This is a genomic window from Bacillus sp. CH30_1T (assembly GCF_008364765.1).
Classification (GTDB): Bacteria; Bacillota; Bacilli; order Bacillales; family Bacillaceae_B; genus Rossellomorea.
The window spans coordinates 62047-84435 of sequence record NZ_VTUY01000008.1 but is presented as its reverse complement, the minus strand read 5'-3'; the positions used below and the strand labels follow the sequence as shown (position 1 = coordinate 84435).

Genomic DNA, 22389 nt, shown 5'->3' with positions numbered 1-22389 from the left:
CAAAGAGCCTTGGGTCCATCCTTTTTTATGCATTATTATTTTTCCCTCAGTACGTGATCAACGATCTCTCCATCTCTATTCCACTTGATTCCTCTATAAACCGCATCATGATAGAAAAGGAACCAGTACTCTCCTTCAATCGCTTGATTGATCCACTTTTCTTTTGCATCGATGGACGTCATCGGATAGTCGTCGTAAGCCAGTACCCATAGTGGATTTTTGTGCGCGTGAGTAGGCATGATATCCGCCATATGGATGAACTTCTCCCCGTTATGCTCTAAAAGGATAATTGAATGCCCGTCACTGTGACCTCCCGTATGCACCATTGTGATTCCAGGAAGTACTTCCTTTTCTCCCTGGAACGTTTCCACTTGAGATTGAATGCTTTCCCAATTTTCTTTCCAGTATGTATTGCGGGAGCGCACATTCGGATTTCTCATTTCATCCCATTCTACTTGGGAGGTGAAGATGGTTGCATTCGGGAATACAGGAACAATCGTATCGCCCTCATATTTGGTTAAGCCGCAAGCGTGATCGAAATGCATGTGAGTCATTAACACTACATCAATATCACTTGGTTTCAAGCCCAGTGCTTCCAGTGATGCCTCGATATCCGACTCTTCATGTACGCCATAGTTACGCTTTTGTTTCTCATTCAGCTTCCCTTTACCGATACCGGATTCAATTAATACTTTCTTCCCTTCCCATTCGAAATAGAGCGGGTCTGTTCGTAGTTCGATTTGATTCAAGTCATTTACGGCATATTTTTTTGACCAAAGAGGCTTTGGGACCACTCCGAACATAGCTCCCCCATCCATGTGTGTGACGCCGCCATTCAGCCAATAGATCAATATATCTCCAACCTTCAACGTTTCCAATTTGACTCCTCCTTTGTTCATTCCCTTTTATTTTATCAGAATTTATGGACAACTTATAGGTGGATGCTTGCATTCTGCGTGGCTGGCCTGGGTCTCACCGACTAGAATTGTAAAGCATTTAAAAAAATTAATTTGAGTTTTAAATGAGGCGTAGTCTTAAAACATAGACCGTTCCTTTCCGCTCCAGGCACAATATTCCCCGGGGAGGAAGTCGACCCTCCTCGGGCTTTGCCCTGTGGGGTCTCGACCTTCCCTCTATTACCCTCAGGAGTCAAGTGCCTTCCGCTACAATCCACTCTGTGCTTCTTTATTCTGGCTGCCTAATGACGGATAGAATGACAAATAGAGATCCTATTGTAGATAGTTTTTTCCCAAAACCAAACTGCTTACAAAGGAGCACCAAATTAACCTCATGAAGATAAACTTTACGAAAAAAAACAGCCCTGCGAGATCGCTAGGCTGCTTTAACAGTGATTTATTGATTTTGATATTGTGCTTCAACCCGGTAAATTCTTTGCCCTTTGGCTGAAAATTTCTCTTCATATTCAGTCATGATATTTCCTTCAAAATCACTTTTATGAAGATCAAGACTCAAGAAATTCAGATGCAGACCATACCATGAGAAGCTCTTTAATGAGTACTCGAATAAGCCTTGATTGTCTGTCTTAAAGTGGATTTCTCCGCCTTTGATCAGCACATCTTCATATAGATTCAGAAAATCTTTATAAGTCAATCGACGTTTTTCATGTCGGTTTTTCGGCCATGGATCAGAGAAGTTCAAGTACACTCGGCTTACTTCTTCTGATGAGAAGTATTCAGTCAGGTTCTTTGCATCGACATTTAATAGCTTGACGTTAGGAAGCCCGGCTTCAATCAAACGATCAAGAGCAGTTACAATGACGCTTTCATATAACTCAATTCCAATATAATTAACGTCAGGATTGGCTCTGGCCATTTCCGTGACAAATTGACCTTTTCCAGTTCCTACCTCAATGTGAATAGGATTGTCATTACCAAATTCTTTATTCCATTGACCTTTTATCTCCTGGGGTTCTGCCACAACATACTGTGGATGGTCACTGATTTTCTCAGAAGCCCACGGTTTATTACGTAAACGCATGTAGACACCTCTTTTTTTATTATCGAAAAAAACATACCACGACTATCCGTCCTGTGCAAGAGCCAAAATAGAGCCAATCTCGCTTCAGATCTTCTGGCTGATTTACCCACTTCAGGTCCGTCCCTCAAAATGCACGCATAATTGAAAAAGGAATTCACACACTATTAGTGAATTCCTTTTTCGGGTCTGGTCATTTTGAAAGTCTGAAAAAGTACGTGTTTCTTTAAATCTTTGTAGACGAAAACGAAAGGGTGTACCTCTATGCCTTTAAATTCACAGAATCAAATGCAGTTATTATCAGATATTTTAAGCAATCACAGTGCGGATTGCTGCGGTTCGGTTTCTGAATGTGAGCAAGTTGAACGATTGGTGAAATCATTAATGGTTAATGCTGATATTCACGAAAACGTAAAGCCTGTCCTGCAGGAAATTTATCAGTATAGTCAAAGCGGGATATCCTCAGCTGACTTATCGAACCATATTACGTCCAATCAAGAAAACCTGTCCCAATGGGTTACGGATATGAACAGCTATTCTTAATAGATCAGATGACTTTGTGCAGATATTCAATCCAGTGATTCATTTCGTGAAATCGGGCTTTTCCTTTATGCCACTGAATGGATAATATCGTTTGTGCGACCACATACCATTTCATTCTCAGCTTTAAGTTATCGGTTAGTTCAACACCATATTGAGTTAGCCAGTTCTCCCATTGGTCTTCAGGGATATACCAGTATAGTAATAGACCTACGTCAAAGGCAGGGTCAGCAATCATCGCCCCGTCCCAATCGATTAAATACAACTGGTTGTAATCAGACAGCAGCCAGTTGTTATGATTGACATCACCGTGACAGACTACATATTCTTCCTGATGAACTTCCAAGAGCTCTTTTTGAAGAAATAAAAGCGCCTCTCTTATAACAGGCAATGAAAGAAGATCGAATTCTAAGCCTGTCTCCACTTCCGTGAGCATATGCTCCGGCTGAAACGGCTCTTTTCCCAACCGCTCAAGCATGGTTGAAAGCGGCTTTGAGGAATGAATCTTGTTAAGCAGCCTTGCCACCTGTTCATCCTTCATCTCTTCCGGCTTTAATTCTCTCCCATTTAACCAGTGTTGTGCCGTTATGACATCCCCGTTTTCTAGTCTTTTTGTCCAAACTAGCTTGGGTACGATTCCTTCTGCAGACAATACAGCCACAAAAGGAGAGGAATTGCGTTTCAGAAATAACCTTTGCTCTTGGTACTGAGCAAAGAACGCTTCTCCAGTAGCACCGCCTGCGGGGACTATTTCCCAATCTTGGTCAAATAAGTGTTCCAATATATTCACCTTCTATTGGTCCTTTGTCATGTTTATATGTTCAGTTACGTTAATATTTGAATTCATTTACTACATCAAAAAAGTCTTATAAAATAAAAAAGACAGCTATTGGGCAATACAATCAATAGCCATCTGTTTAATTTTATCGTCATCTTGCGTTTTCGTCAAGCACTGGAATGAACTGTTACCTTACAAACACATAGGAAGAGACAGGTTCAAGGGTTATGGTTGGCTCTTCAACCCCATAAAGACCGCTTACTTTCGCCCGATTTCCGTCTGACAAACAAATCCAATCTTTTCCTTCCGGGAGGGAATACTGACACTTTTTCGAATCTGAATGGAAGACCATGAAGATATCGTTCCACGGACCATACGGGTGGACATTCTGATAGCGGACCACAACAAGATTTTCAATACTATGTGAGACTTCCACATGTTCCCGGATCAGGCCGCTCTTATGAAATCGGAAGGCACCGTGACTTTTACGGATTTGAATCAGTGCTTTCACGTATTGAACCACATCATCGAATTCTTCTCTTCTCGTCCAGTCTAATTGATTAATTCCCACAGGAGAATTGTAGCTATTTTCAATCCCCTTTTTCGTCCTGTAAAATTCCTGTCCTGCATGAATAAACGGGATCCCTTGAGATAGCAGTACCATCGTGGTTGCTAATTTATGGCGACTCATAAGGGTTCCTTCATCTTCATTTAAACAAGCTTTCATTTTATCCCAAAGGGTGTGATTATCATGGGATTCCACATAGTTGACGGATTGGGTCGGCTCTTTAAAGAGTCCTCTTTCCCCATTTTTCATCCCGACACTTCCAGTCAGGACGAGTTCCACCTTTTGTTCCAAGTGTCCGTGACCGAGGGCAAACCCTTTGTCATATAAGTTAAACGTACTTCCTTTAATGGTGTCCCGGAACCAGTCATTGAATTGACCGATCCCTTGAAGCTGATGGGCGTTACGAAGGTTGGCCTTTTGATGGGGTGGCAGGGGTGTGTTCAGGTCCCAGCCTTCTCCTATGATGATCGCTCCAGGCAAAACCTTATCCACTTCTTCACGGATTGTCGTCATCGTCTTAGTATCAAGAATTCCCATCAGGTCAAAACGGAAGCCGTCGACACCGTACTCTTTTATCCAATAAAGAATCGAGTCAACGATGAATTTCCTGGCCATCAGGCGTTCGGAAGCAAAATCATTTCCCACTCCCGTCCCATTTGAAGGTAAACCATTTTCGTCGTGACGGAAGAAATACCCGGGCACAAGCTTTTCAAAAGATGAATCCTCCCGAATGAACACGTGGTTGTAAACCACATCCAATATGACCCTGATATTTTCTTCATGAAGGCTATGAATCACGCTTTTCAGTTCATTGATCCGTTCATAGGGATCTTCAGGCTTTAAGCTGTAGCTCCCTTCCGGCGCGTTAAAGAACAAAGGATTGTATCCCCAATTGTAGCTTTTATCGGAAGGGTGATCAGTCACCCCATCGAAATCATTGACAGGAAGCAGTTCAACATGGGTGATGCCCAGCTCCTTTAAATACTGAATTCCACTACTGAATCCTTTCGGGGTAGAAGTTCCTTTTTCTGTAAAGGCACGATATTTCCCTGCGAATTTCATGCCGCTTTCTTTTTGTGCTGAGAAATCACGGACATTCAATTCATAAATGACAGCATCTGCAGGTGAAGATAATGGTGCCAAGGGATTAGGTCCCTCAATACGTCCAAGGTTCACAACACATCCCCACTCACTGTCGTAGGAAACCGATTTAGCATAGGGGTCGATCAGTTCATCCCAAACCAGATTGATACAAGTTAGAATGGTATAATAATAACGATTTACATCAGTATTCACCTTACATTCCCATACGCCGTTCAGGGTCCTTGAAAATGGGTATTGAATCAATTCATCATCAGGTGACTTGAGCTTTAATCTGACCTCAGTGGACGTCGGAGACCATACTTTAAACACGGTGCATCCCTCTTGGTATGTAACACCAAGGTCATCCCCGTCATAATAATAGCGTTGATCAAACTCTTCGGTTCTTATGACCGCTCCGATTTGCAGATCAGTCTTTGTGTTATGTTCATCGACAACTTCATAGGTTTCACCTAAGACAACCTTCTCGGTCTGAATAGTCGTGACATATTTCATGGCATCATTGAGGGGAATCTTTTCTTCAATGTGAAGAGCTATCTTTTCACTACCTTTTATGAGAGAGAAGTGACTGGAATTCCCATCATGGTAATCATATGGAAGAATCAATGTAACCGTATTGAACGTATCTAAAAACGCATCGTAATGCCTACTAATGACTAACACTTCTGCCACCCACTTCTGTTTAACATTTTCCAACTTAATGGAAGAACATGCACCTTCAATTCATTCCCCTTCTTCAGTTCTTCAATTGTGTCTCCGTCTGCGTGCACTGGTACATCCTGACTCGATCGGATGGTCATCGTTGTTCCTGTACACGTGCTGACTTCATTGAAAGCCGTATGTTTTCCGAAGAAGACAGATAGAAAGACCAGGAGTAATTTCCACCTCGATAACCCATGGACGAGGGTCATATCGATAGATCCATCATGAGGACAAGCCTGTGGGGCGATCTTCATTCCTCCACCAAAAAAGGGTTGATTCGAAACTGTCACAAACCATACCTTGTGAAACACCTGCTCTTTTCCATCAACATCTATTGAAAGGGAAAAGGGTCTATACGTAAACGCTTCCTTACAAAGGAGGATAGGATAGATCAGTTGTCCAAGGGACCATTTGTTCAACCACTTTTTAAAGGAAGAACGATTGGCCTTACGGGCAATTTCCGCATCAAATCCTATCCCTATATTATTCACGAAATGCCCATTTGGTCCGCTGCTCATGGTAAATTGACCTGAATCCAGGGTCACGATGTCCTCTTTTTTTAAACCTTCCTTTATTAAGGTATATGCTTGTTTTTTATCGTTAGGCCAATTATAGCCCCTTGCAAAATCATTACCACTTCCTGATGGAATATACCCTATAACGACCTTGTCAAAACCGATTGTTCCACTCACCACAGAGTTCATGGTCCCATCACCACCTACTCCCACTACCAGGAGCCAGTCGGATGGAGATTGATTGACAACACTTGAAACAATCTTCTTCACGTCACCGGGGTGACCTGTCACAAAAATCTCATGTGGAATATCGATGGTTTGACTAAATTGATTCCACGAAGATAAGGAGTGATGATTCTTTGCTGAAGGATTCACGATGAAAATCGTCTTCATTGTTGATTCTCATCTAATCCAACAGCATGTTCTCCCCACTGAAGCCTCTTGAATGAAGTGGTCTGGCAATACTCCAAGATGGCTTGTGCCGCTTTCAACTGGACACTCTTGATCGGAGAAGAGCTTGAGCGCTGTTGCTGGAACCATTCATTGTGGAGCCGTTTGTCAAGAAACTGAATGCCCACCGGAGCCTGTGGGTAATCTATGTATCCATTTCTGCTTATCACGCCTTTATGAATAGGAAGGTCCACACCTGCATATTGAATGATTTGATGGAGTATCCCCTCCATCCTTCTTAGTCCGATTAGAGGGTTTAATACCTTCGTCTCTACATCTCCCCATTTTTTCAACCAGAATCGTTCTCCTGAACCGATGTAGGCAGTTCCCTCTTCAAATTCGAGAAAGGTTAAGCACCAGATCCCTGTTGGTGTGATAAGAATGGTTTCGAGTTCTACAGGAGCATGTTTAATTTTTAATACCGGGTTGTACATCACGAGTATGTTATCTGGAAAACGCTGAAGCAGGTAGCGTAATCGTTCGTCATAATGATAGCTGTTGTCTACATAGGATTTCTCCATGATCGTGGAGCTTGCCCATCGTAACTGAAAATCAAATACAAGGTCCAGGAAGGAAACCTTCAATTCTTCCTCCGTAGAGATATCGTGGTGTGAATCCATTTCAAATGTAATTTCTTCATCATTTGCCTGAATGGAGCTTGAGAGCTCCTCTTCTTCATCTTCTTTCTTTTTAAACAGTGAAAAGAGCTTCTCTTTCATGGAGTTCTTTTCCAGTACTTGTTCTTCATCCTTAATGATCGGGGAGGCGGGAGGGAGTTCACCGTTTTCCCAATGTTGTTTCATTTTTTCCCATTGCTGCTTTTTTAATCGAACAAATTGGGAAGGATATCTATATAAATCCGTTTCGTACCTGGAAACGTAATCTTGAAGTTTAATCAGCTGTGCCATATGGATCTATCCTTTCATGACGGTCAATTTGCATGTAACGGTTTGGTGTAAATGGCTTCATACTTAGGCAGTCGATCTACATGTGTTCGATATAACACGATTTCTCTTGCTGTGAATAAATGGGTGTGAGGCGGCTGAAACGAATTCAACCATTCGGAAGTAAAAGGAAAATCTCTATTCCACTTTCGCCCTACGGTGATATGTGGAGAGAAGGGTCTCTTATCTAATTGAAAGCCCGCATCTTCACACGCACCATACACACTGTCCCGAACTCGTTGTAAGATTTCAGAAGGCTTAACGCCCATCCAAAGAATTCTCGGTGAATCACTCTTTCCAAAGGTACCATAGTGATCAAGTGTTAATGAAAATGAAGGACAATTCAGCGCGTCCACTTTATGGATCACGGGTTGAAGTTCATCCGCACTTCCCAAAAAGGCCAATGTGATGTGATAGTCCCCCGGGTGCACCCAGCTCTGAAAAGAACCCTCATCCTTCATTGGCTGCGTCCACTTATGTATACAATGTTTTGTTTCAAGAGATAAAGAGAGTGCAAAGAAATAGTGAGCTTTCAACATATCACTCGTCCTTTCATTAGTTACTATCATTTTAGCAAAATGTGTCATGAGAGAGAATGACTAGAAGGAAATGCAATAAAAATGAAATACAAAGCTCATTTATTTGATAAGATTTATCTGAATTAGTACGATAGAAGAAGAACGTTTTCTGAAAGGAAGTTGACCATGAAAGTTGTACAAAATATAGCTGAACTGATCGGGGACACTCCCCTTGTCAAATTGAATCGTCTCAATCCTGCTGACGGAGCGGATGTATATGTTAAATTGGAATTCTATAACCCGAGTAAAAGTGTGAAGGACCGTGCAGCCTTTCAAATGATCGTTGAAGCAGAAAAGGAAGGCTTATTAAAAGAAGGCTCAACCATCATAGAGCCAACAAGCGGAAACACAGGTATCGGACTTGCCATGAATGCGGCAGCAAGGGGATATCGCGCAATCCTGGTCATGCCAGATACGATGACTCAAGAGCGTATTAATCTGTTAAAAGCATACGGAGCTGAAGTAGTCTTAACACCTGGAGATGACAAAATGCCAGGAGCTATCGAAAAAGCGAAAGAATTAACAGAGCAAATTCCAAATAGCTTCATGCCGATGCAGTTTGAAAATGATGCGAATCCGGATGCCCATCGAAAAACGACGGCCCTCGAGATTGTGGAAGCCATGAAAGAAATCGGCAAGCCCTTATCTGCATTTGTTGCGACTGCCGGAACGGGCGGAACGATTACAGGAACAGGTGAAGTGTTAAGAGAGCACTATCCGGATCTCTCCGTTCATGTGGTGGAGCCGGCGGGATCTCCGGTTCTTTCTGGAGGTAAGCCAGGGAAGCATAAATTAGTAGGGACGAGCCCAGGTTTTGTTCCGGATATACTGAATACCAGTGTCTACGATGAAATCCACAAAATCGAAGACGAACATGCCTATGATATTGCCCGTAGAATGGCAAGTGAAGAAGGTATCCTGGTAGGGCCTTCATCAGGGGCTGCTTGCTATGCAGCCATTGAAGTGGCGAAGAAATTATCACCGGAAGATGTAGTCGTGTGCATTGCCTGCGATACAGGAGAAAGATATCTATCAAGTGACCTGTTTAGGTTTTAATATATCCGGACGATAACCAAATGAGGCTGCGCCCATGACGGCCCAGCCTCTTTCTTATGTTCATTTAACCTTATGATACTGCGTGATGAAATGTTCAGGAGAAGACTTAACAACAAACGTCCACACTCCTTCAATCGTGTGAAGATACAAAAAAGTATAGTAAGCTGACAATGGTTTGCTTGTCATGTCCATCACGTCCTTGATGGTGAAGCTTTTCGTAGGAGTCTCGATTCGATCCTTGTATAAATAAAGGTGCTCCTCTGTCTCTACCGTGAATTGCTGGTTGTCTTCTATTCTTCGTTCTGTCTTCATAAATGGTTGTGAACAAATCAATCTCATTTAAAGCCTCCAACTATTTTACCGGGCTTTGTTCCCTTTTTCTTTCACTAAAGAGTGCCTGCAGCTTTTTCGTTACAGAACCGGGTTCCCCATTCCCGATCACCTGTTGATCGATCTTAATGACGGGCATTACTTCTGAAGTTGTACTTGCAATGAATACTTCATCCGCTTCGAGAAGATCAGGGACAAGAAACGTCTCTTCTTGAAAAGAGATATTATTTCTTCTGCATAAATCTTCAATGACTCTTCTCGTAATACCATTGAGTATCAAGTTTGTTACGGGATGCGTGTAGATGACTCCATCTTTCACCATGAATGCATTAGAAGAGGAGCCTTCCGTTACAGTATCACCTCGATGCAATATGGCTTCGAAATGACCTTCAGAAGAAGCTTCTTCTTTTGCCAGCAGGTTTCCAAGAAGATTTAAGCTCTTAATATCACATCTCAGCCACCTGATATCTTCGACCAGCTTAGCTGTCACACCTTGCTCCATCTGGTGAAGGGGAACAGGAAAGTCTTTCGTATAAGCAACGACACTTCCCATTACATCTTTCGAAGGAAAATGGTGCTGACGGGATGACACACCACGCGTCACTTGTAAATAAACAATCCCGTCTTTCACTTGATTGGAATCTATAAGCTCCAGAAGATGCCCAGTCAGTTCTTCTTCTGAATACGGAATGGACAGTTTCATCTTTTCAGCACTTTGATAAAGTCGCTCCATATGTTCCTTCATCGTAAACGTGTTTCCGCCGTATACTCGAATCACTTCATATATTCCATCCCCAAATTGATAACCCCGATCCTCAATATCAATCTTCGCATCGGCACGATCGATAACTTCCCCATTTACAAATACTGTTTTCATTCTGCTCTCCCCTTGTCTCTCTTAAGATTCACATGCTAATTCATGGATAGCCTGTGCGTAAATAGCCGTTGCTTTCAGGAGATCCTCTATATACATATATTCATCCTTCTGATGAGCAATATCTTCACGGCCGGGGAATAATGCCCCAAAGGCTACGCCTGCCTCTAAGCTTCTGGCATAAGTCCCTCCACCGATGCTTAATAACTCGCCTCTCTCACCGGTTTGATCCTCATATACTTTTTTCAGCGTTTGAACGAGTTCATCATCTTTAGACACATGATGAGGTTTACTATCCGAGAAGTTCTCAATCGAATAGCCTTCTATCTTCTCAATGATTGCCTTTCCTTTTTCCATCTCAAACGTAACCGGATAACGCATATTTAATCCTAATCGTCCGCCTTCAGCATCTGAATAGCGCAGCTTCCCTACGTTGATAGTTAAATCTCCCGTAATATCGTCACGGTAGCTTACACCGAGTTGAATCCCTCTTGAATCTTTAAAGAAATGCTTGGTCGTGAACTCAAAGAATTCTTTCCCCTGAGAAGAAAGGGGTAGCTGTGATAAGAATGCGGCTAAGTAAAGACCTGCATTCTTCCCATTGTCAGGCTCCATTCCATGCGAAGAAACACCTTCTACTTCAAATACAAGCTCTCCGTTTTCAATGTAATAATTACCTTTGATGTTTTCTTCCTTTGTGAAAATTTCAAAGTTTTGAACCCATTTTGTGTGGTCCTCTTCGACCAATAACACCGCTTTTGCATAGTCAGGAACCATGTTGTAGCGTCGTCCGGACTCAAAAGACAGGACCTTGATGCCCGATTGAGACGCATCCGCCGGTTTTATTTGGACTAAATCATAGTCGGCAATCCCTTTTTCTGCATGGATGATCGGGAAGTCGGCATCAGGGGCAAACCCCATTGTAGGCATTTCTTCTTTTTTGAAATAGTGCTCTACACATCTCCAGTCGCTTTCTTCATCTGTTCCAATGATCATCCGAACCCGCTTATTGAAGGTTGGATCCAGATCCTTTACGATTTTCATGGCATAATAGGCAGCCATTGTAGGGCCCTTGTCATCGATCGCTCCACGGGCGAAAATCTTACCGTCTTTTATCTCGCCGCCATAAGGATCTAGACTCCATCCATCCCCTTCCGGCACAACATCCACATGACAAAGAATACCGAGAAGATCATTTCCTTCCCCAAATTCTAAATGACCTGCAAGATGGTCCACATTCTTAGGGATGAAACCGTCTTTCTCACCAAGGGTTAATAAATAGTCCAACGCTTCTTTCACGCCTCTCCCCAATGGTGCCTCCTCTGTCGCATTCTCTTCATCCAACACACTTTTAATTTGCAGGAATTGCTGCAGATCCTTAAGCAAATCGTCTTTCCGCTTCTCCACTTCATTCATCCAATTAATACTCATTCGTATCCACCTGCTCTATATGTATTTACTTCTACTTTCATTTTATACTGTTTCATGGGGAAATCCAAACAGAGAGAATCCTCATGTCGAGCTCTTCCTCTGCTCAATGAGCATACTGCCTGAATGAAAGTAGTAGTGTGAAACATATACCGTTCCTTTTCGCTCCAGGCACTTCCTTTCCTCTATTTCCCGCAGGAGTTAAGTGCCTTCCGCTACAATCCACTCTGTGCTACTACATTTTTACTGCCTATAAGTAAAGATAGATAAACACATAAAAGCTCCTATTATAGATCGAGCGTTAGCTACCAGAATAAGGTAATTACAAAGGAATTAAAGAAAATTTTGTGTTAGCTCAAAAATCGATAGATGATTGAACCATTTTTCAAATGAATCAAGCAATGCTCCATGGTAATAACCTTACCAAAAGAGCTTTTAAGATAAAAAATACATATATTTAGCATTATCTTCATATTCTAGGAATACAACCATCAAATTACTACGTAAATTATTTGTAAATTTGGACAATATTTTTGAAATTTTGTAGGATTAGGAGTACAATGTAATTGTCTGACATCTTATGAGTAAACTTTATATGTAGAAAAGGGGTTGTCTAAAGCGCATAGTACATATGGTAGCACGTGAGGTGCACAAACGACGCATGTAGTCTTTGCCTTTGGAAAAATGATGAGGGAGTGGTTCTTTGAAACCTTCAACCAATCGTATGCTAACTAGAATCAAAGCTGTATACATGTACATTAAACAGAAAGGTACTGTAACAACTCAAGATCTTGTAGACGAATTTGGCATTACTCCTCGAACCATACAAAGAGATCTCAACGTGTTAGCGTATAATGACTTGGTGCAAAGCCCAAGTCGGGGTCAATGGACAACTACAGAGAAGAAAGTGAAGATGACATCGTAAACGAAAAGCGGAAGGGCTTTGCCCAGAGGCGACAAGCATAAGACGAACCTGCCGAAAAGGCGGGTTTTTGCCTTTTTGGCAGATTTGGCTTATGACCTCAAGCCTCTAAGCCATGGAGCTGGACACATAGAAAAGCGGAGGCGGCTCGTTCAGGCCCGACAAGCATAAGACGAGAACGCCGGAAAGGCGCCCTTTGCCTTTTTGGCGTTCTTGGCTTATGACCTCGAGGGACTAGCCGCTGGAGCTGGACACATAGAAAAGCATCGACGGCCTTGCCGCCGGAACTGGGGCAGATCGAATAACGGACTAAAATTACTATTTAAACAAAGAAACGGGGCAGCACCTTTAGCGAAAGGTACTGCCCCGTTTTTTTATTCAGGTTTGAATTCTTTTAGTAGCGTAACTTCCTCTTCAGTCAGTTCACGGTACTCACCAAGTTCTAAATCTTTATCAAGCTCAAGCGGACCCATCGTTAAACGCTTCAGATACATGACGCGCTTCCCTACGCTTTCGAACATTCTTTTCACTTGATGAAATTTCCCTTCAGTGATCGTCAATTCAATATCAGAAGTCTGGCCTGATTTTAGAATGGTCAATTCCCCTGGCTTAGTTTCATAGCCATCATCCAACGTGACTCCACTTTTAAAGGCTTCCACGTCCTCTTCTGTTACTTCACCGTCAATCACGGCAAAATACGTTTTCGGAACATGACGCTTCGGAGAAAGGAGCTGGTGGGATAATTGACCGTCATTCGTAATGAGAAGGAATCCCTCTGTGTCCTTATCTAGTCTGCCAACCGGAAATGGATTGAATATTTGATCTTCCAATTGAAGCAAATCAATGACGGTTTCATCCTGTCCATCTTCAGTTGCTGAGATGACTCCAGGCGGCTTATTCATGAGAAGGTAGATGAATTCACGATACTCTACCTGTTCTCCGTACAACATCACTGTATCCTTCTCCGTATTGATATGTACTTTCCCATCCTTAATGACCTCTCCATTGACTTGAAGACCGCCATCCTTTAATAATTTCTTTACTTCTTTCCGGCTGCCATAACCCATATTGGCAAGCATTTTATCTATTCTCACATTAATCACGCTCCGTTTATGTTGAGTTTCTTTAATATTGATTTTATTAGTGATTTGACCAGTCCATAGGCACTTACCCATTCATGTTTCTATTCTTAACATAGGCTACTAAAGGTAAGCAACTTTGATAAAAATAAATGAGGTGAAGCGTATGTATCCATATCGACAACAAGGTTCAGGTGGATTATTGATCCCTATTCCACTTCCTGGAGGTGGCGGACAGGGATATCCAGGTTTCCCTGGTCAAGGATATGGCGGCGGCATCAATGACCGGTTAGACCGGCTTGAGAGACAATACGAGCGTCTGGACCGTAAAGTAGACCGCTTGGAACGAAAAGTAGAGCGACTTGAAAGACAGCTTGGGTATTATAATAATTAGCCCTTTCCTATTACAATGCTTGGTGAAAGGTGCATGATTCATTAAATAGAAGCTGGGCTCACTCTCCATTCAATAAAAAAAGGGATGATCGGCATGTATCATCCCTTTTTCCTTTACCCTATGCGAAGTTTACTGCGAATCCTCGTGATTTTATCCCCGAATAAACGATCTGCCAATTTACTTCTTAAGCTTAAGTAGAAGTAAACGAGTGCTCCCACACCACCACAGATGGCAACGAGAAGAATCGATTGGAACCCGGACTCAGGATTGAGGAATTGCACCAGAATACCATATAGCACTAATACCACTACTGCCATGACGGCATTCAGTGCTCCAATGAACATGGTTCTTCTCATAATCAGTCTGAATTGATATCTCGCGTATTTCTTGATGACATATAAATTGATTAGAATCGCTACTGTATACCCAATCACAGTGGCGATGACAGCACCTTGAGTTTCGAACAAGCGAATCAACGGGATGTTCAGAACAAGCTTGAGAAGCAGTCCGACAAGCAAGCTGAAGATTGTAAATTTCTGCTCGTCAATTCCTTGAAGAATCGCTGCCGTAACAGCAAATAAAGCAAAGAGAATCGCAACAGGTGCATATGATCTTAAAATAGACGTTCCTAATTCATCGCTGTGATAGAACATTGTGTACGTCGGCTCAGCTAAAAGCGCAATTCCTAAAGCTGCCGGAATAGTTAGGAACAATAGAATTTGAAACGTTTGGTCGATGTTTCTACGCATCGTTTTCCGGTCGCCGCTTGTATAAGACGTCGTAATCAACGGGATCAGCGTCATAGAAAAGGCGGTTGCCAATGACACTGGAATAATCACAAGCTTATGAGTATAGAAGTTCAATACGGCAAAGGCATGATCGGAAACTTTCGCATTTCCAATCGCAGACATCGCAGTGTTAAAGGTAATCTGATCGACCAGTTGAAATAAAGGATTGGCAAGCCCTACAAAAATAAACGGAATCGAATAGGCGATGATTTCTTTATACATCGACCGTAAGGAAACCTCTTCCTGACCGCGATCTTCCTCTAATAGCTCATCTAAATGAGGCTTTCGTTTAAACCAATACCAAATCAATGCCCCGAGACTTGCAAGCCCCCCGACAAATGCAGCAAATGTCGCTACGGAAATGGCAGTTGTCACTGATCCATCTAAGATATTTAATACAACATAAATCCCGCCTAATAAGAAAACAATCCGGACAATTTGTTCAATCACCTGGGAAACCGCCGTCGGTCCCATAGATTGATGGCCCTGGAAAAAGCCCCTGATCAAGCTCATAAACGGAATGATGATCAGTGCAAAACTTACTGCTCGAATGACGGTCGTCACCTGTGCGACCGAAATCACCTGTTCATCACTCTTGATTGTCATCTCTGCGAATATAGGTGCAAATGCATACATAATGAGGAATGATACAATCCCCGTCAGCGTCATCAGCACCAAACCCGACTTAAATAGCCTTCGTCCTACGGCATATTCACCTATGGCATTATATTTTGAAACGAATTTCGATACGGCCAGCGGCACACCTGCAGTCGCTACAGTCAGAAAGATTGTATAAGGTACATAACCATATTGATAAAGGGAAGCCCCTTCTTCATGGCCTTTTAACAAATCATCAAACGGTATAACATAAAAAAGACCCAGAAACTTCGAAATAAAGGTCCCTAACGTTAAAATAAACGTCCCTCTTATTAATTTAGATGACATAGTATCCCTCTCTATATATCTTGTTGCTCATTAAACAAACAAAATAAATTCCAGCACTCAAAATTTACACACTATCAGTAGTTTACTACTCTACGAATCGAATGACAATTTTTTTCGAATGTTGTATTTAAAACCCATCCCATTTAAAATAAGGAGAAACTTCTTTTGAGAAACGAAAGAGCAAAACTAAAAGTTGGTGGAAAAATGGTAAAGAAATACGATGTGATTGTCATAGGCGGAGGACCGTCCGGATTGATGGCCAGTATCGCAGCCGGTGAAAACGGGGCGAACGTCCTTCTTGTAGATAAAGGAACGAAGCTTGGAAGAAAGCTTGCGATTTCCGGAGGCGGCCGCTGCAACGTGACCAATCGACTTCCCATAGAAGAAATCATTAAGCATATTCCAGGAAATGGACGTTTTTTATATAGTGCCTTTTCTGAGTTTAATAATGAAGATATCATCGCTTTCTTTGAGAAGCTGGGAATACAATTAAAAGAGGAAGATCACGGCAGGATGTTCCCCGTATCGAACCGGGCTATGGATGTTGTGGAAGCCTTATTGAAGCGCATGAAGGAGTTAAAGGTGGATACCCGCACGAGCACAAGCGTGGAGGAAGTTCTGTACGAAAACGGCGAGACGGTCGGTATACTCTTGAAAGACGGGGAAACGATTGCAGCAAAGGCTGTCGTCATAGCGGTTGGAGGCAAGTCCGTCCCTCATACCGGATCGACTGGTGATGGATATCCGTGGGCTACAAAAGCGGGGCATACGATTACCGACTTGTTCCCAACTGAAGTTCCCCTTACATCGGACGAGCCTTTTGTTAAAAAGAAAGAGCTTCAAGGACTTTCATTGCGCAGCGTTGATTTGAGCGTATTAAATCCTAAGGGAAAGAAAATCATCACGCATAAAATGGATATGATCTTTACCCATTTAGGAATTTCCGGACCGGCTGTTCTTCGTTGCAGTCAATACGTGGTAAAAGCCATGAAGAAATGGAACCTGACCCATGTTGCCATGCAGATCGATTCCATGCCTGATCAAAATGAAGAGCAGCTATTCCAGTCTATCCATAAACAGGTGAAAGAAGAAGGAAAGAAAGCCGCAAAGAATATATTCAAAGGATTGGTTCCTGAGAGATATCTGTTATTTTTACTGGACCGTGCAGAAATCGATCACGATGAAAAAGGAGACCATATCTCCTCAGAGAAAATCAGACAGTTTACCAAGTTGTTAAAACAATTCACCTTCAATGTGAACGGAACATTATCCATTGATAAGGCGTTTGTAACGGGCGGCGGAGTCTCCATTAAAGAAATCGAACCGAAAACGATGGCTTCGAAAAAGATGAACGGACTCTTCTTCTGTGGGGAAGTGCTTGATATCCACGGATATACTGGTGGCTATAATATTACTTCTGCCCTTGTTACCGGAAGACTTGCCGGCTTTAATGCGGCAAAAGTATAATTCAAAAAGAAAGGTTGATCGTACTGCAGCTGCAGTACGATCAACCTTTTTATTTTGTGTAAACAACCATGGCCGAGAAACAATAAATCTGATCTTCTACTTCCTCCGACAATGCTGCTACATGATATTTAATATCCACGATTTTTTTATCTTCCAGTTTACTGAGAAAATGATTCATATCCTTCTCCAAATCTTTCTCATGCTCATAATCGAAGACCTTCACTTGAATCATAGAGATCCCTCCCCATTTCTGATTGGTATTAGTATCGTCATAATTTTTAATTTTCAAACAATTTATGGGGGATTTTTATTTTAGATTGAATGTTTCGTTGAGTGTGGTATTTTTTTGATTTCGCTGATATATTGTCAATTTCGCTGATAAATTTTGAATTTCGCTGATAAATTTTGAATTTCGCTGATATATCTCGAATTTCGCTGATAAACCGCCTTACATTCCACATAGAACTCTGTAGGTAAGTCACTTTTCATCCATTTTCCACTATATACATGAAAAAAGCACACCCTTTTCAAAAAAGGATGTGCTTCTTCCCAGAAAAACCAATTATTTCTTCTCTGCTGTCTCCCCAGCCCAGTTCATCATGCCGCCTTCCATGTTCACAACTTTATATCCTTGTTCCTGCATGTAGTGAGCAACATTTCCGCTGCGGTTTCCTGAACGGCAGATAAAGATGTACTCTTTGTCTTTATCAAATTGTTCAAGTGACTCAGGAATTTCACCCATTTTGATATGCTTCGCTCCAGGAATCATACCTTCTGCCACCTCTTCATCTTCACGAACATCCACTAAAAGCAGATCTTCACCGCTCTTCAACTTTTGCTCCAACTCATCAGTCGTAATTGTTTTAATCGTATCCATTCCTCTCAACTTCCTTTCAACATTCATTCACCACAATTATACCAAAGCCCGTCTCCCAAACAAAAAAATCAGATTGAAAGAGGGACGGACCTCAATAGAATGCTGATTTAAAGCGATTTGCGATTAAAATCCGGCCCATATAGAGGTCCGTCCCTCTAAATAGAAAAGAGGGACGGACCTTGGTGAAATACAGAATCCCCAATTGATAGCATTTCCTAACAATCAGATGCATTTCAAGGTCCGTCCCTCACAATATTAGTTAGCTACGATGTTCACTAGTTTGCCTGGTACAGCAATGACTTTGCGAATGGTTTTGCCTTCGATTTGGCTTTTGATTTCATCGTTTTCCATGGCGGTTTTTTCTAGATCCTCTTTGTTCATATCGCGAGGGATCATGACTTTCGCCTTCACTTTACCGTTCACTTGAAGAACGATTTCGACTTCGTTGTCGACAAGCTTCGATTCATCGAATGTCGGCCATGCTTCGTAGGAAAGCGTTCCTTCGTGACCAAGCTTGCTCCAAAGTTCTTCTGTCATATGCGGAGCGATCGGTGCCAGCATCTTAATGAAACCTTCCACATAGTTTTTAGGAAGTGTGTCCGCTTTGTACGCATCATTGATGAATACCATTAGCTGAGAAATTCCTGTGTTGAAACGAAGCCCCTCGTAGTCCTCTGTCACTTTTTTCACGGTTTGATTATACGTTTTGTCCAGGTCACTGTTCGGTGCATCTGTCACTTTCGAGGAAAGTGTACCATCTTCCTCGACAAGCAGGCGCCATACACGGTCAAGGAAGCGACGGGCTCCGTCCAGTCCGTTTGTACTCCATGCGATGGAAGCTTCCAATGGACCCATGAACATTTCATAAAGCCTCAGGGTATCTGCTCCGTGAGATTCTACCACCTCATCCGGATTGACAACATTCCCTTTTGATTTACTCATTTTTTCATTGTTTTCACCCAGGATCATTCCTTGGTTGAATAGCTTTTGGAACGGCTCTTTCGTTGGCACTACGCCGATATCATAAAGGAACTTATGCCAGAAACGGGCATAAAGCAAGTGCAGGACCGCATGCTCGGCTCCTCCGATATACGTATCGACCGGCAGCCAGTTTTCCATTTTCTTCGCATCGGCTAGGGCTTCTTCGTTATGTGGATCGATATAACGAATATAGTACCAGCAGCTTCCTGCCCACTGAGGCATTGTGTTTGTTTCACGGCGGCCTTTTTTACCTGTTTCACGGTCTTCAACATTCACCCATTCACTGATGTTCGCAAGTGGAGATTCACCTGTACCGGACGGTTTGATTTCAGTCGTCTTCGGAAGGACAAGTGGAAGCTCACTTTCTGGAACAGTCGTCGTTGTGCCATCTTCCCAGTGGATGACTGGAATCGGTTCACCCCAGTAACGCTGACGGCTGAATAACCAGTCACGCAGACGGTACGTTACTTTCTTGGTTCCGATATTCTTCTCTTCCAACCAGGAAATGGCTTTTGTGATAGCCTCTTCCTTACCCATTCCATCAAGAAAATCAGAGTTCACATGATCTCCGTCACCTGTATAAGCCTCTTTCTCAACGTTTCCTCCAGCGACCACTTCCACGATTGGAAGATCGAATTCCTTGGCAAACTCATAATCTCTTTCGTCATGAGCAGGAACAGCCATGATTGCACCAGAACCGTAGCTCATTAGAACGTAATCGGCAATCCAGATCGGCATTTTGCTTCCGTTACCCGGATTGATTGCAAAGGCGCCTGTGAATACACCCGTTTTTTCTTTTGCAAGATCTGTACGTTCAAGGTCACTTTTTGACTTGATCTTATCGATATACTCATTCACTTTCTCACGTTGTTCATCCGTCGTAATTCTTTCAACAAATGGATGCTCAGGGGCAAGAACTGCATATGTTGCACCAAAGATCGTATCAGGACGTGTCGTGAAGACATCGAATGATTTGTCATGACCTTCGATTGTAAAGTTCACTTCTGCTCCTTCAGAGCGTCCGATCCAGTTGCGTTGCATATCTTTAATACTTTCAGGCCAATCTACATCTTCAAGGTCTTCCACAAGACGGTCGGCATAAGCGGTGATCTTCAGCATCCACTGTTTCATCGGACGGCGCTCCACAGGATGCCCTCCGCGTTCGCTCTTCCCATCAATGACTTCTTCATTGGCAAGGACCGTCCCCAGTGCCGGACACCAATTCACGGCAACCTCATCCACATAAGCCAAGCCTTTTTCATAAAGCTTGGTGAAGATCCATTGCGTCCATTTGTAGTAGCCCGGATCTGTCGTATTGACTTCGCGGTCCCAATCATATGAAAAACCTAGTGATTTAATTTGACGGCGGAATGTATCGATATTTTTTTGTGTGAATTCTGCCGGGTCATTCCCTGTATCAAGGGCATACTGCTCAGCCGGTAAACCGAATGCATCCCACCCCATCGGATGAAGGACATTGTACCCTTGCATACGCTTCATGCGGGAAAGGATGTCCGTTGCTGTAAACCCTTCCGGATGTCCTACGTGAAGACCTGCGCCTGATGGATACGGGAACATATCCAGTGCGTAGAAATTGGCTTTCCCTTCATCTTCAGTCGCCTTGAACGTCTTGTTTGCTTCCCAATACTTCTGCCATTTTGTCTCAACACTTTTATGATCAAAACTCATATTGAGATCCTCCTTTAATTGTCATTCGAAAGGCAGGTGCCTTTCTTTTTTGAAAAAAAATAAAAAAACCCTCATCCCAAATAAATATTTGGGACGAGAGTTTGTATTAACATTCTCCCGCGGTACCACCCACATTAGTGTACGCGCACTCAGCTTCATTCATCCTTAACGCGGAAAACGGCAAGTCTTACTATTGGTTCACACTTGCAACTCAGCAGGCGAGTTCATGATGCTTCTGGTTGACTTTCACCACCCGTCAACTCTCTACGACAGAAATCTCTCATTACTACTCCTGATCAACGTTTCAATATAGGTAAACAATATATGTATTCACTATTTTAGTGAAAAATATACAGAAGCGCAAGCCTATTGTCGGTTTGCAAGGGAGATTTTTGTGAATTTATTGAATTGGTTGGGATTCAGGTGACGCTTATTGGGAAGTTTGGTCCTTTTTGATGAAAATCCAGCCGATACTGAAGATAATCCGGCCGTTTTCATCAAAAATACAGCCGTTTTACGTTTTTACCCAAACCCTTACACCCCACCTCCCCCTCGATTCCACCTCAATAAAAAGAAACGACCTCCTAACGGGCCGTTTCTCTCACCAGGCTACTGAACCGTATACCCTCCATCCAACACAACTGCCTGCCCGGTAATTCCCTTCGCTGCATCACTGCACAGGAACATCGTATAATCTGCAATTTCTTTTACATCCAGCAATCTTCTCTGCGGTACGAGAGGATAGATGACTTCTTCTATTACTTTTTCAAACGGTATATTGCGCGTTTTGGCAAGGTCCTCCAGCTGATTGCGAACCAGCGGAGTGTCCACGTACCCGGGACAAACCGCATTCACGGTAATTCCATGCTGTGCCGCTTCCAATGCCGCTACCTTCGTCAGGCCGATGACTCCGTGCTTGGCAGAATTATAGGCTGCTTTGCCGGAAAAACCGACTAATCCATTAATGGACGCCATGTTGATGATCCGTCCCGCTCCCTGCTCCTTCATGTGAGGCAGGACATGCTTGATTGCGACAAAAGGAGCGGTCAACATGACTTTTATGAGGAGTTCAAATTTCTCAGTCGGGAACTCTTCAATATGGGACACATGCTGAAGCCCTGCATTATTGATTAATACATCCAACTTCCCGTAATGATCCACCGTTTTAGCGATAGCCTCTTTTAATTCGGCTTCCGATGTCACGTCACAGCGCAATCCAAGAACTTCATATCCTTCAGCCTTATGGGCCTCAGAGGCTTTTTGAACGGTATCTTCCTGCAGATCCGTCAGTACGACTTTTGCTCCGTTAGCAGCGAATTCTTTTCCGATTTCGAAGCCGATCCCTTGCGCTGCACCTGTTATGAATACAACTTTATTTTCAACCATGA

The 22389-nt window shown here is 42.8% G+C and carries 21 protein-coding genes and 1 other annotated feature; of the genes, 5 read left to right on the top strand and 16 right to left on the bottom strand.

Annotated elements, in window-relative coordinates; all coding sequences use genetic code 11:
* Positions 1–35: 35 nt before the first annotated feature.
* Together F0342_RS17205 and trmB are read right to left on the bottom strand one after the other, a co-directional pair.
* Positions 36–878 carry a YtnP family quorum-quenching lactonase gene (locus F0342_RS17205; protein ID WP_149157082.1) on the bottom strand — a complete coding sequence of 281 codons (843 nt, stop codon included), beginning with the start codon at positions 876–878 and terminating at the stop codon, positions 36–38.
* Between the two features lie 475 nt (positions 879–1353).
* Entirely contained in the window at positions 1354–1998 is a 645-nt protein-coding gene (gene trmB, locus F0342_RS17200) for a tRNA (guanosine(46)-N7)-methyltransferase TrmB (protein ID WP_149157081.1), read from the bottom strand.
* A 261-nt stretch (positions 1999–2259) separates the two neighbouring features.
* Between trmB and F0342_RS17195 the strand changes: the two genes are divergently transcribed.
* Positions 2260–2538, top strand: coding sequence for a YtzH-like family protein (locus F0342_RS17195; RefSeq protein ID WP_149157080.1), 279 nt, complete (start codon positions 2260–2262; stop codon positions 2536–2538).
* A gap of 4 nt (positions 2539–2542) precedes the next feature.
* Here the strand turns inward: F0342_RS17195 and F0342_RS17190 are convergent, their stop codons facing one another.
* The 5 genes from F0342_RS17190 to thpR all read right to left on the bottom strand — a co-directional run bounded on the left by F0342_RS17190 (position 2543) and on the right by thpR (position 8132).
* A complete protein-coding gene (locus F0342_RS17190; RefSeq protein ID WP_149157079.1) occupies positions 2543–3316 on the bottom strand; it encodes a phosphotransferase family protein in 774 nt (257 codons plus the stop codon).
* 184 nt (positions 3317–3500) lie between these two features.
* A complete protein-coding gene (gene pulA / locus F0342_RS17185; RefSeq protein WP_262481785.1) occupies positions 3501–5678 on the bottom strand; it encodes a type I pullulanase in 2178 nt (725 codons plus the stop codon).
* The gene (locus F0342_RS17180) at positions 5639–6592 is read right to left on the bottom strand and encodes a diacylglycerol/lipid kinase family protein (protein ID WP_149157078.1); all 954 of its coding nucleotides are present in this window, start codon (positions 6590–6592) and stop codon (positions 5639–5641) included. The genes pulA and F0342_RS17180 overlap by 40 nt, the downstream gene beginning before the upstream one ends.
* A complete protein-coding gene (locus tag F0342_RS17175; protein ID WP_149157077.1) occupies positions 6589–7557 on the bottom strand; it encodes a nuclease-related domain-containing protein in 969 nt (322 codons plus the stop codon). The genes F0342_RS17180 and F0342_RS17175 overlap by 4 nt, the downstream gene beginning before the upstream one ends.
* 23 nt (positions 7558–7580) lie before the next feature.
* Positions 7581–8132 carry an RNA 2',3'-cyclic phosphodiesterase gene (thpR, locus tag F0342_RS17170; RefSeq protein ID WP_149157242.1) on the bottom strand — a complete coding sequence of 184 codons (552 nt, stop codon included), beginning with the start codon at positions 8130–8132 and terminating at the stop codon, positions 7581–7583.
* Between the two features lie 165 nt (positions 8133–8297).
* Between thpR and cysK the strand changes: the two genes are divergently transcribed.
* Entirely contained in the window at positions 8298–9227 is a 930-nt protein-coding gene (gene cysK / locus F0342_RS17165; RefSeq protein WP_149157076.1) for a cysteine synthase A, read from the top strand.
* Between the two features lie 60 nt (positions 9228–9287).
* On the opposite strand, the gene F0342_RS17160 is transcribed toward cysK, so the two are convergent.
* Genes F0342_RS17160 through pepV form a run of 3 tightly spaced genes read right to left on the bottom strand, consistent with a single transcriptional unit; the run spans position 9288 to position 11862 of the window.
* Positions 9288–9539 (bottom strand): hypothetical protein, encoded by a 252-nt coding sequence (locus F0342_RS17160; protein WP_223145727.1) that lies wholly within the window; start codon positions 9537–9539, stop codon positions 9288–9290.
* A gap of 40 nt (positions 9540–9579) precedes the next feature.
* Positions 9580–10434: a D-amino-acid transaminase gene (dat, locus tag F0342_RS17155; RefSeq protein ID WP_149157074.1), complete on the bottom strand. Its 855-nt coding sequence runs from the start codon at positions 10432–10434 to the stop codon at positions 9580–9582.
* Positions 10435–10455: 21 nt separating this feature from the next.
* Positions 10456–11862, bottom strand: a complete 1407-nt coding sequence (gene pepV / locus F0342_RS17150; protein WP_149157073.1) for a dipeptidase PepV — start codon at positions 11860–11862, stop codon at positions 10456–10458.
* 700 nt (positions 11863–12562) lie between these two features.
* Between pepV and F0342_RS17145 the strand changes: the two genes are divergently transcribed.
* The gene (locus F0342_RS17145) at positions 12563–12784 is read left to right on the top strand and encodes a DeoR family transcriptional regulator (protein WP_044340309.1); all 222 of its coding nucleotides are present in this window, start codon (positions 12563–12565) and stop codon (positions 12782–12784) included.
* A 371-nt stretch (positions 12785–13155) separates the two neighbouring features.
* Here the strand turns inward: F0342_RS17145 and F0342_RS17140 are convergent, their stop codons facing one another.
* Positions 13156–13875, bottom strand: a complete 720-nt coding sequence (locus F0342_RS17140) for a pseudouridine synthase (RefSeq protein WP_149157072.1) — start codon at positions 13873–13875, stop codon at positions 13156–13158.
* A 151-nt stretch (positions 13876–14026) separates the two neighbouring features.
* Between F0342_RS17140 and F0342_RS17135 the strand changes: the two genes are divergently transcribed.
* On the top strand, positions 14027–14254 hold the full coding sequence (locus F0342_RS17135; protein ID WP_113969815.1) for a hypothetical protein: 228 nt from the start codon (positions 14027–14029) through the stop codon (positions 14252–14254).
* Positions 14255–14367: 113 nt separating this feature from the next.
* On the opposite strand, the gene F0342_RS17130 is transcribed toward F0342_RS17135, so the two are convergent.
* On the bottom strand, positions 14368–15987 hold the full coding sequence (locus F0342_RS17130) for a putative polysaccharide biosynthesis protein (protein ID WP_149157071.1): 1620 nt from the start codon (positions 15985–15987) through the stop codon (positions 14368–14370).
* A gap of 204 nt (positions 15988–16191) precedes the next feature.
* Here F0342_RS17130 and F0342_RS17125 point away from each other — a divergent pair, with 204 nt between their 5' ends.
* Positions 16192–17454 (top strand): BaiN/RdsA family NAD(P)/FAD-dependent oxidoreductase, encoded by a 1263-nt coding sequence (locus F0342_RS17125; RefSeq protein WP_149157241.1) that lies wholly within the window; start codon positions 16192–16194, stop codon positions 17452–17454.
* Between the two features lie 49 nt (positions 17455–17503).
* Here the strand turns inward: F0342_RS17125 and F0342_RS17120 are convergent, their stop codons facing one another.
* The 4 genes from F0342_RS17120 to F0342_RS17105 form a co-directional block, all read right to left on the bottom strand.
* Entirely contained in the window at positions 17504–17686 is a 183-nt protein-coding gene (locus tag F0342_RS17120) for a sporulation protein Cse60 (RefSeq protein WP_149157070.1), read from the bottom strand.
* Positions 17687–18016: 330 nt separating this feature from the next.
* The gene (locus F0342_RS17115) at positions 18017–18331 is read right to left on the bottom strand and encodes a rhodanese-like domain-containing protein (RefSeq protein WP_149157069.1); all 315 of its coding nucleotides are present in this window, start codon (positions 18329–18331) and stop codon (positions 18017–18019) included.
* A 255-nt stretch (positions 18332–18586) separates the two neighbouring features.
* The gene (gene leuS / locus F0342_RS17110; RefSeq protein WP_149157068.1) at positions 18587–21001 is read right to left on the bottom strand and encodes a leucine--tRNA ligase; all 2415 of its coding nucleotides are present in this window, start codon (positions 20999–21001) and stop codon (positions 18587–18589) included.
* A gap of 86 nt (positions 21002–21087) precedes the next feature.
* Positions 21088–21310, bottom strand: a binding site (T-box leader).
* Between the two features lie 300 nt (positions 21311–21610).
* Positions 21611–22387, bottom strand: coding sequence for a 3-hydroxybutyrate dehydrogenase (locus tag F0342_RS17105; RefSeq protein WP_149157067.1), 777 nt, complete (start codon positions 22385–22387; stop codon positions 21611–21613).
* Between the last annotated feature and the right edge of the window lie 2 nt (positions 22388–22389).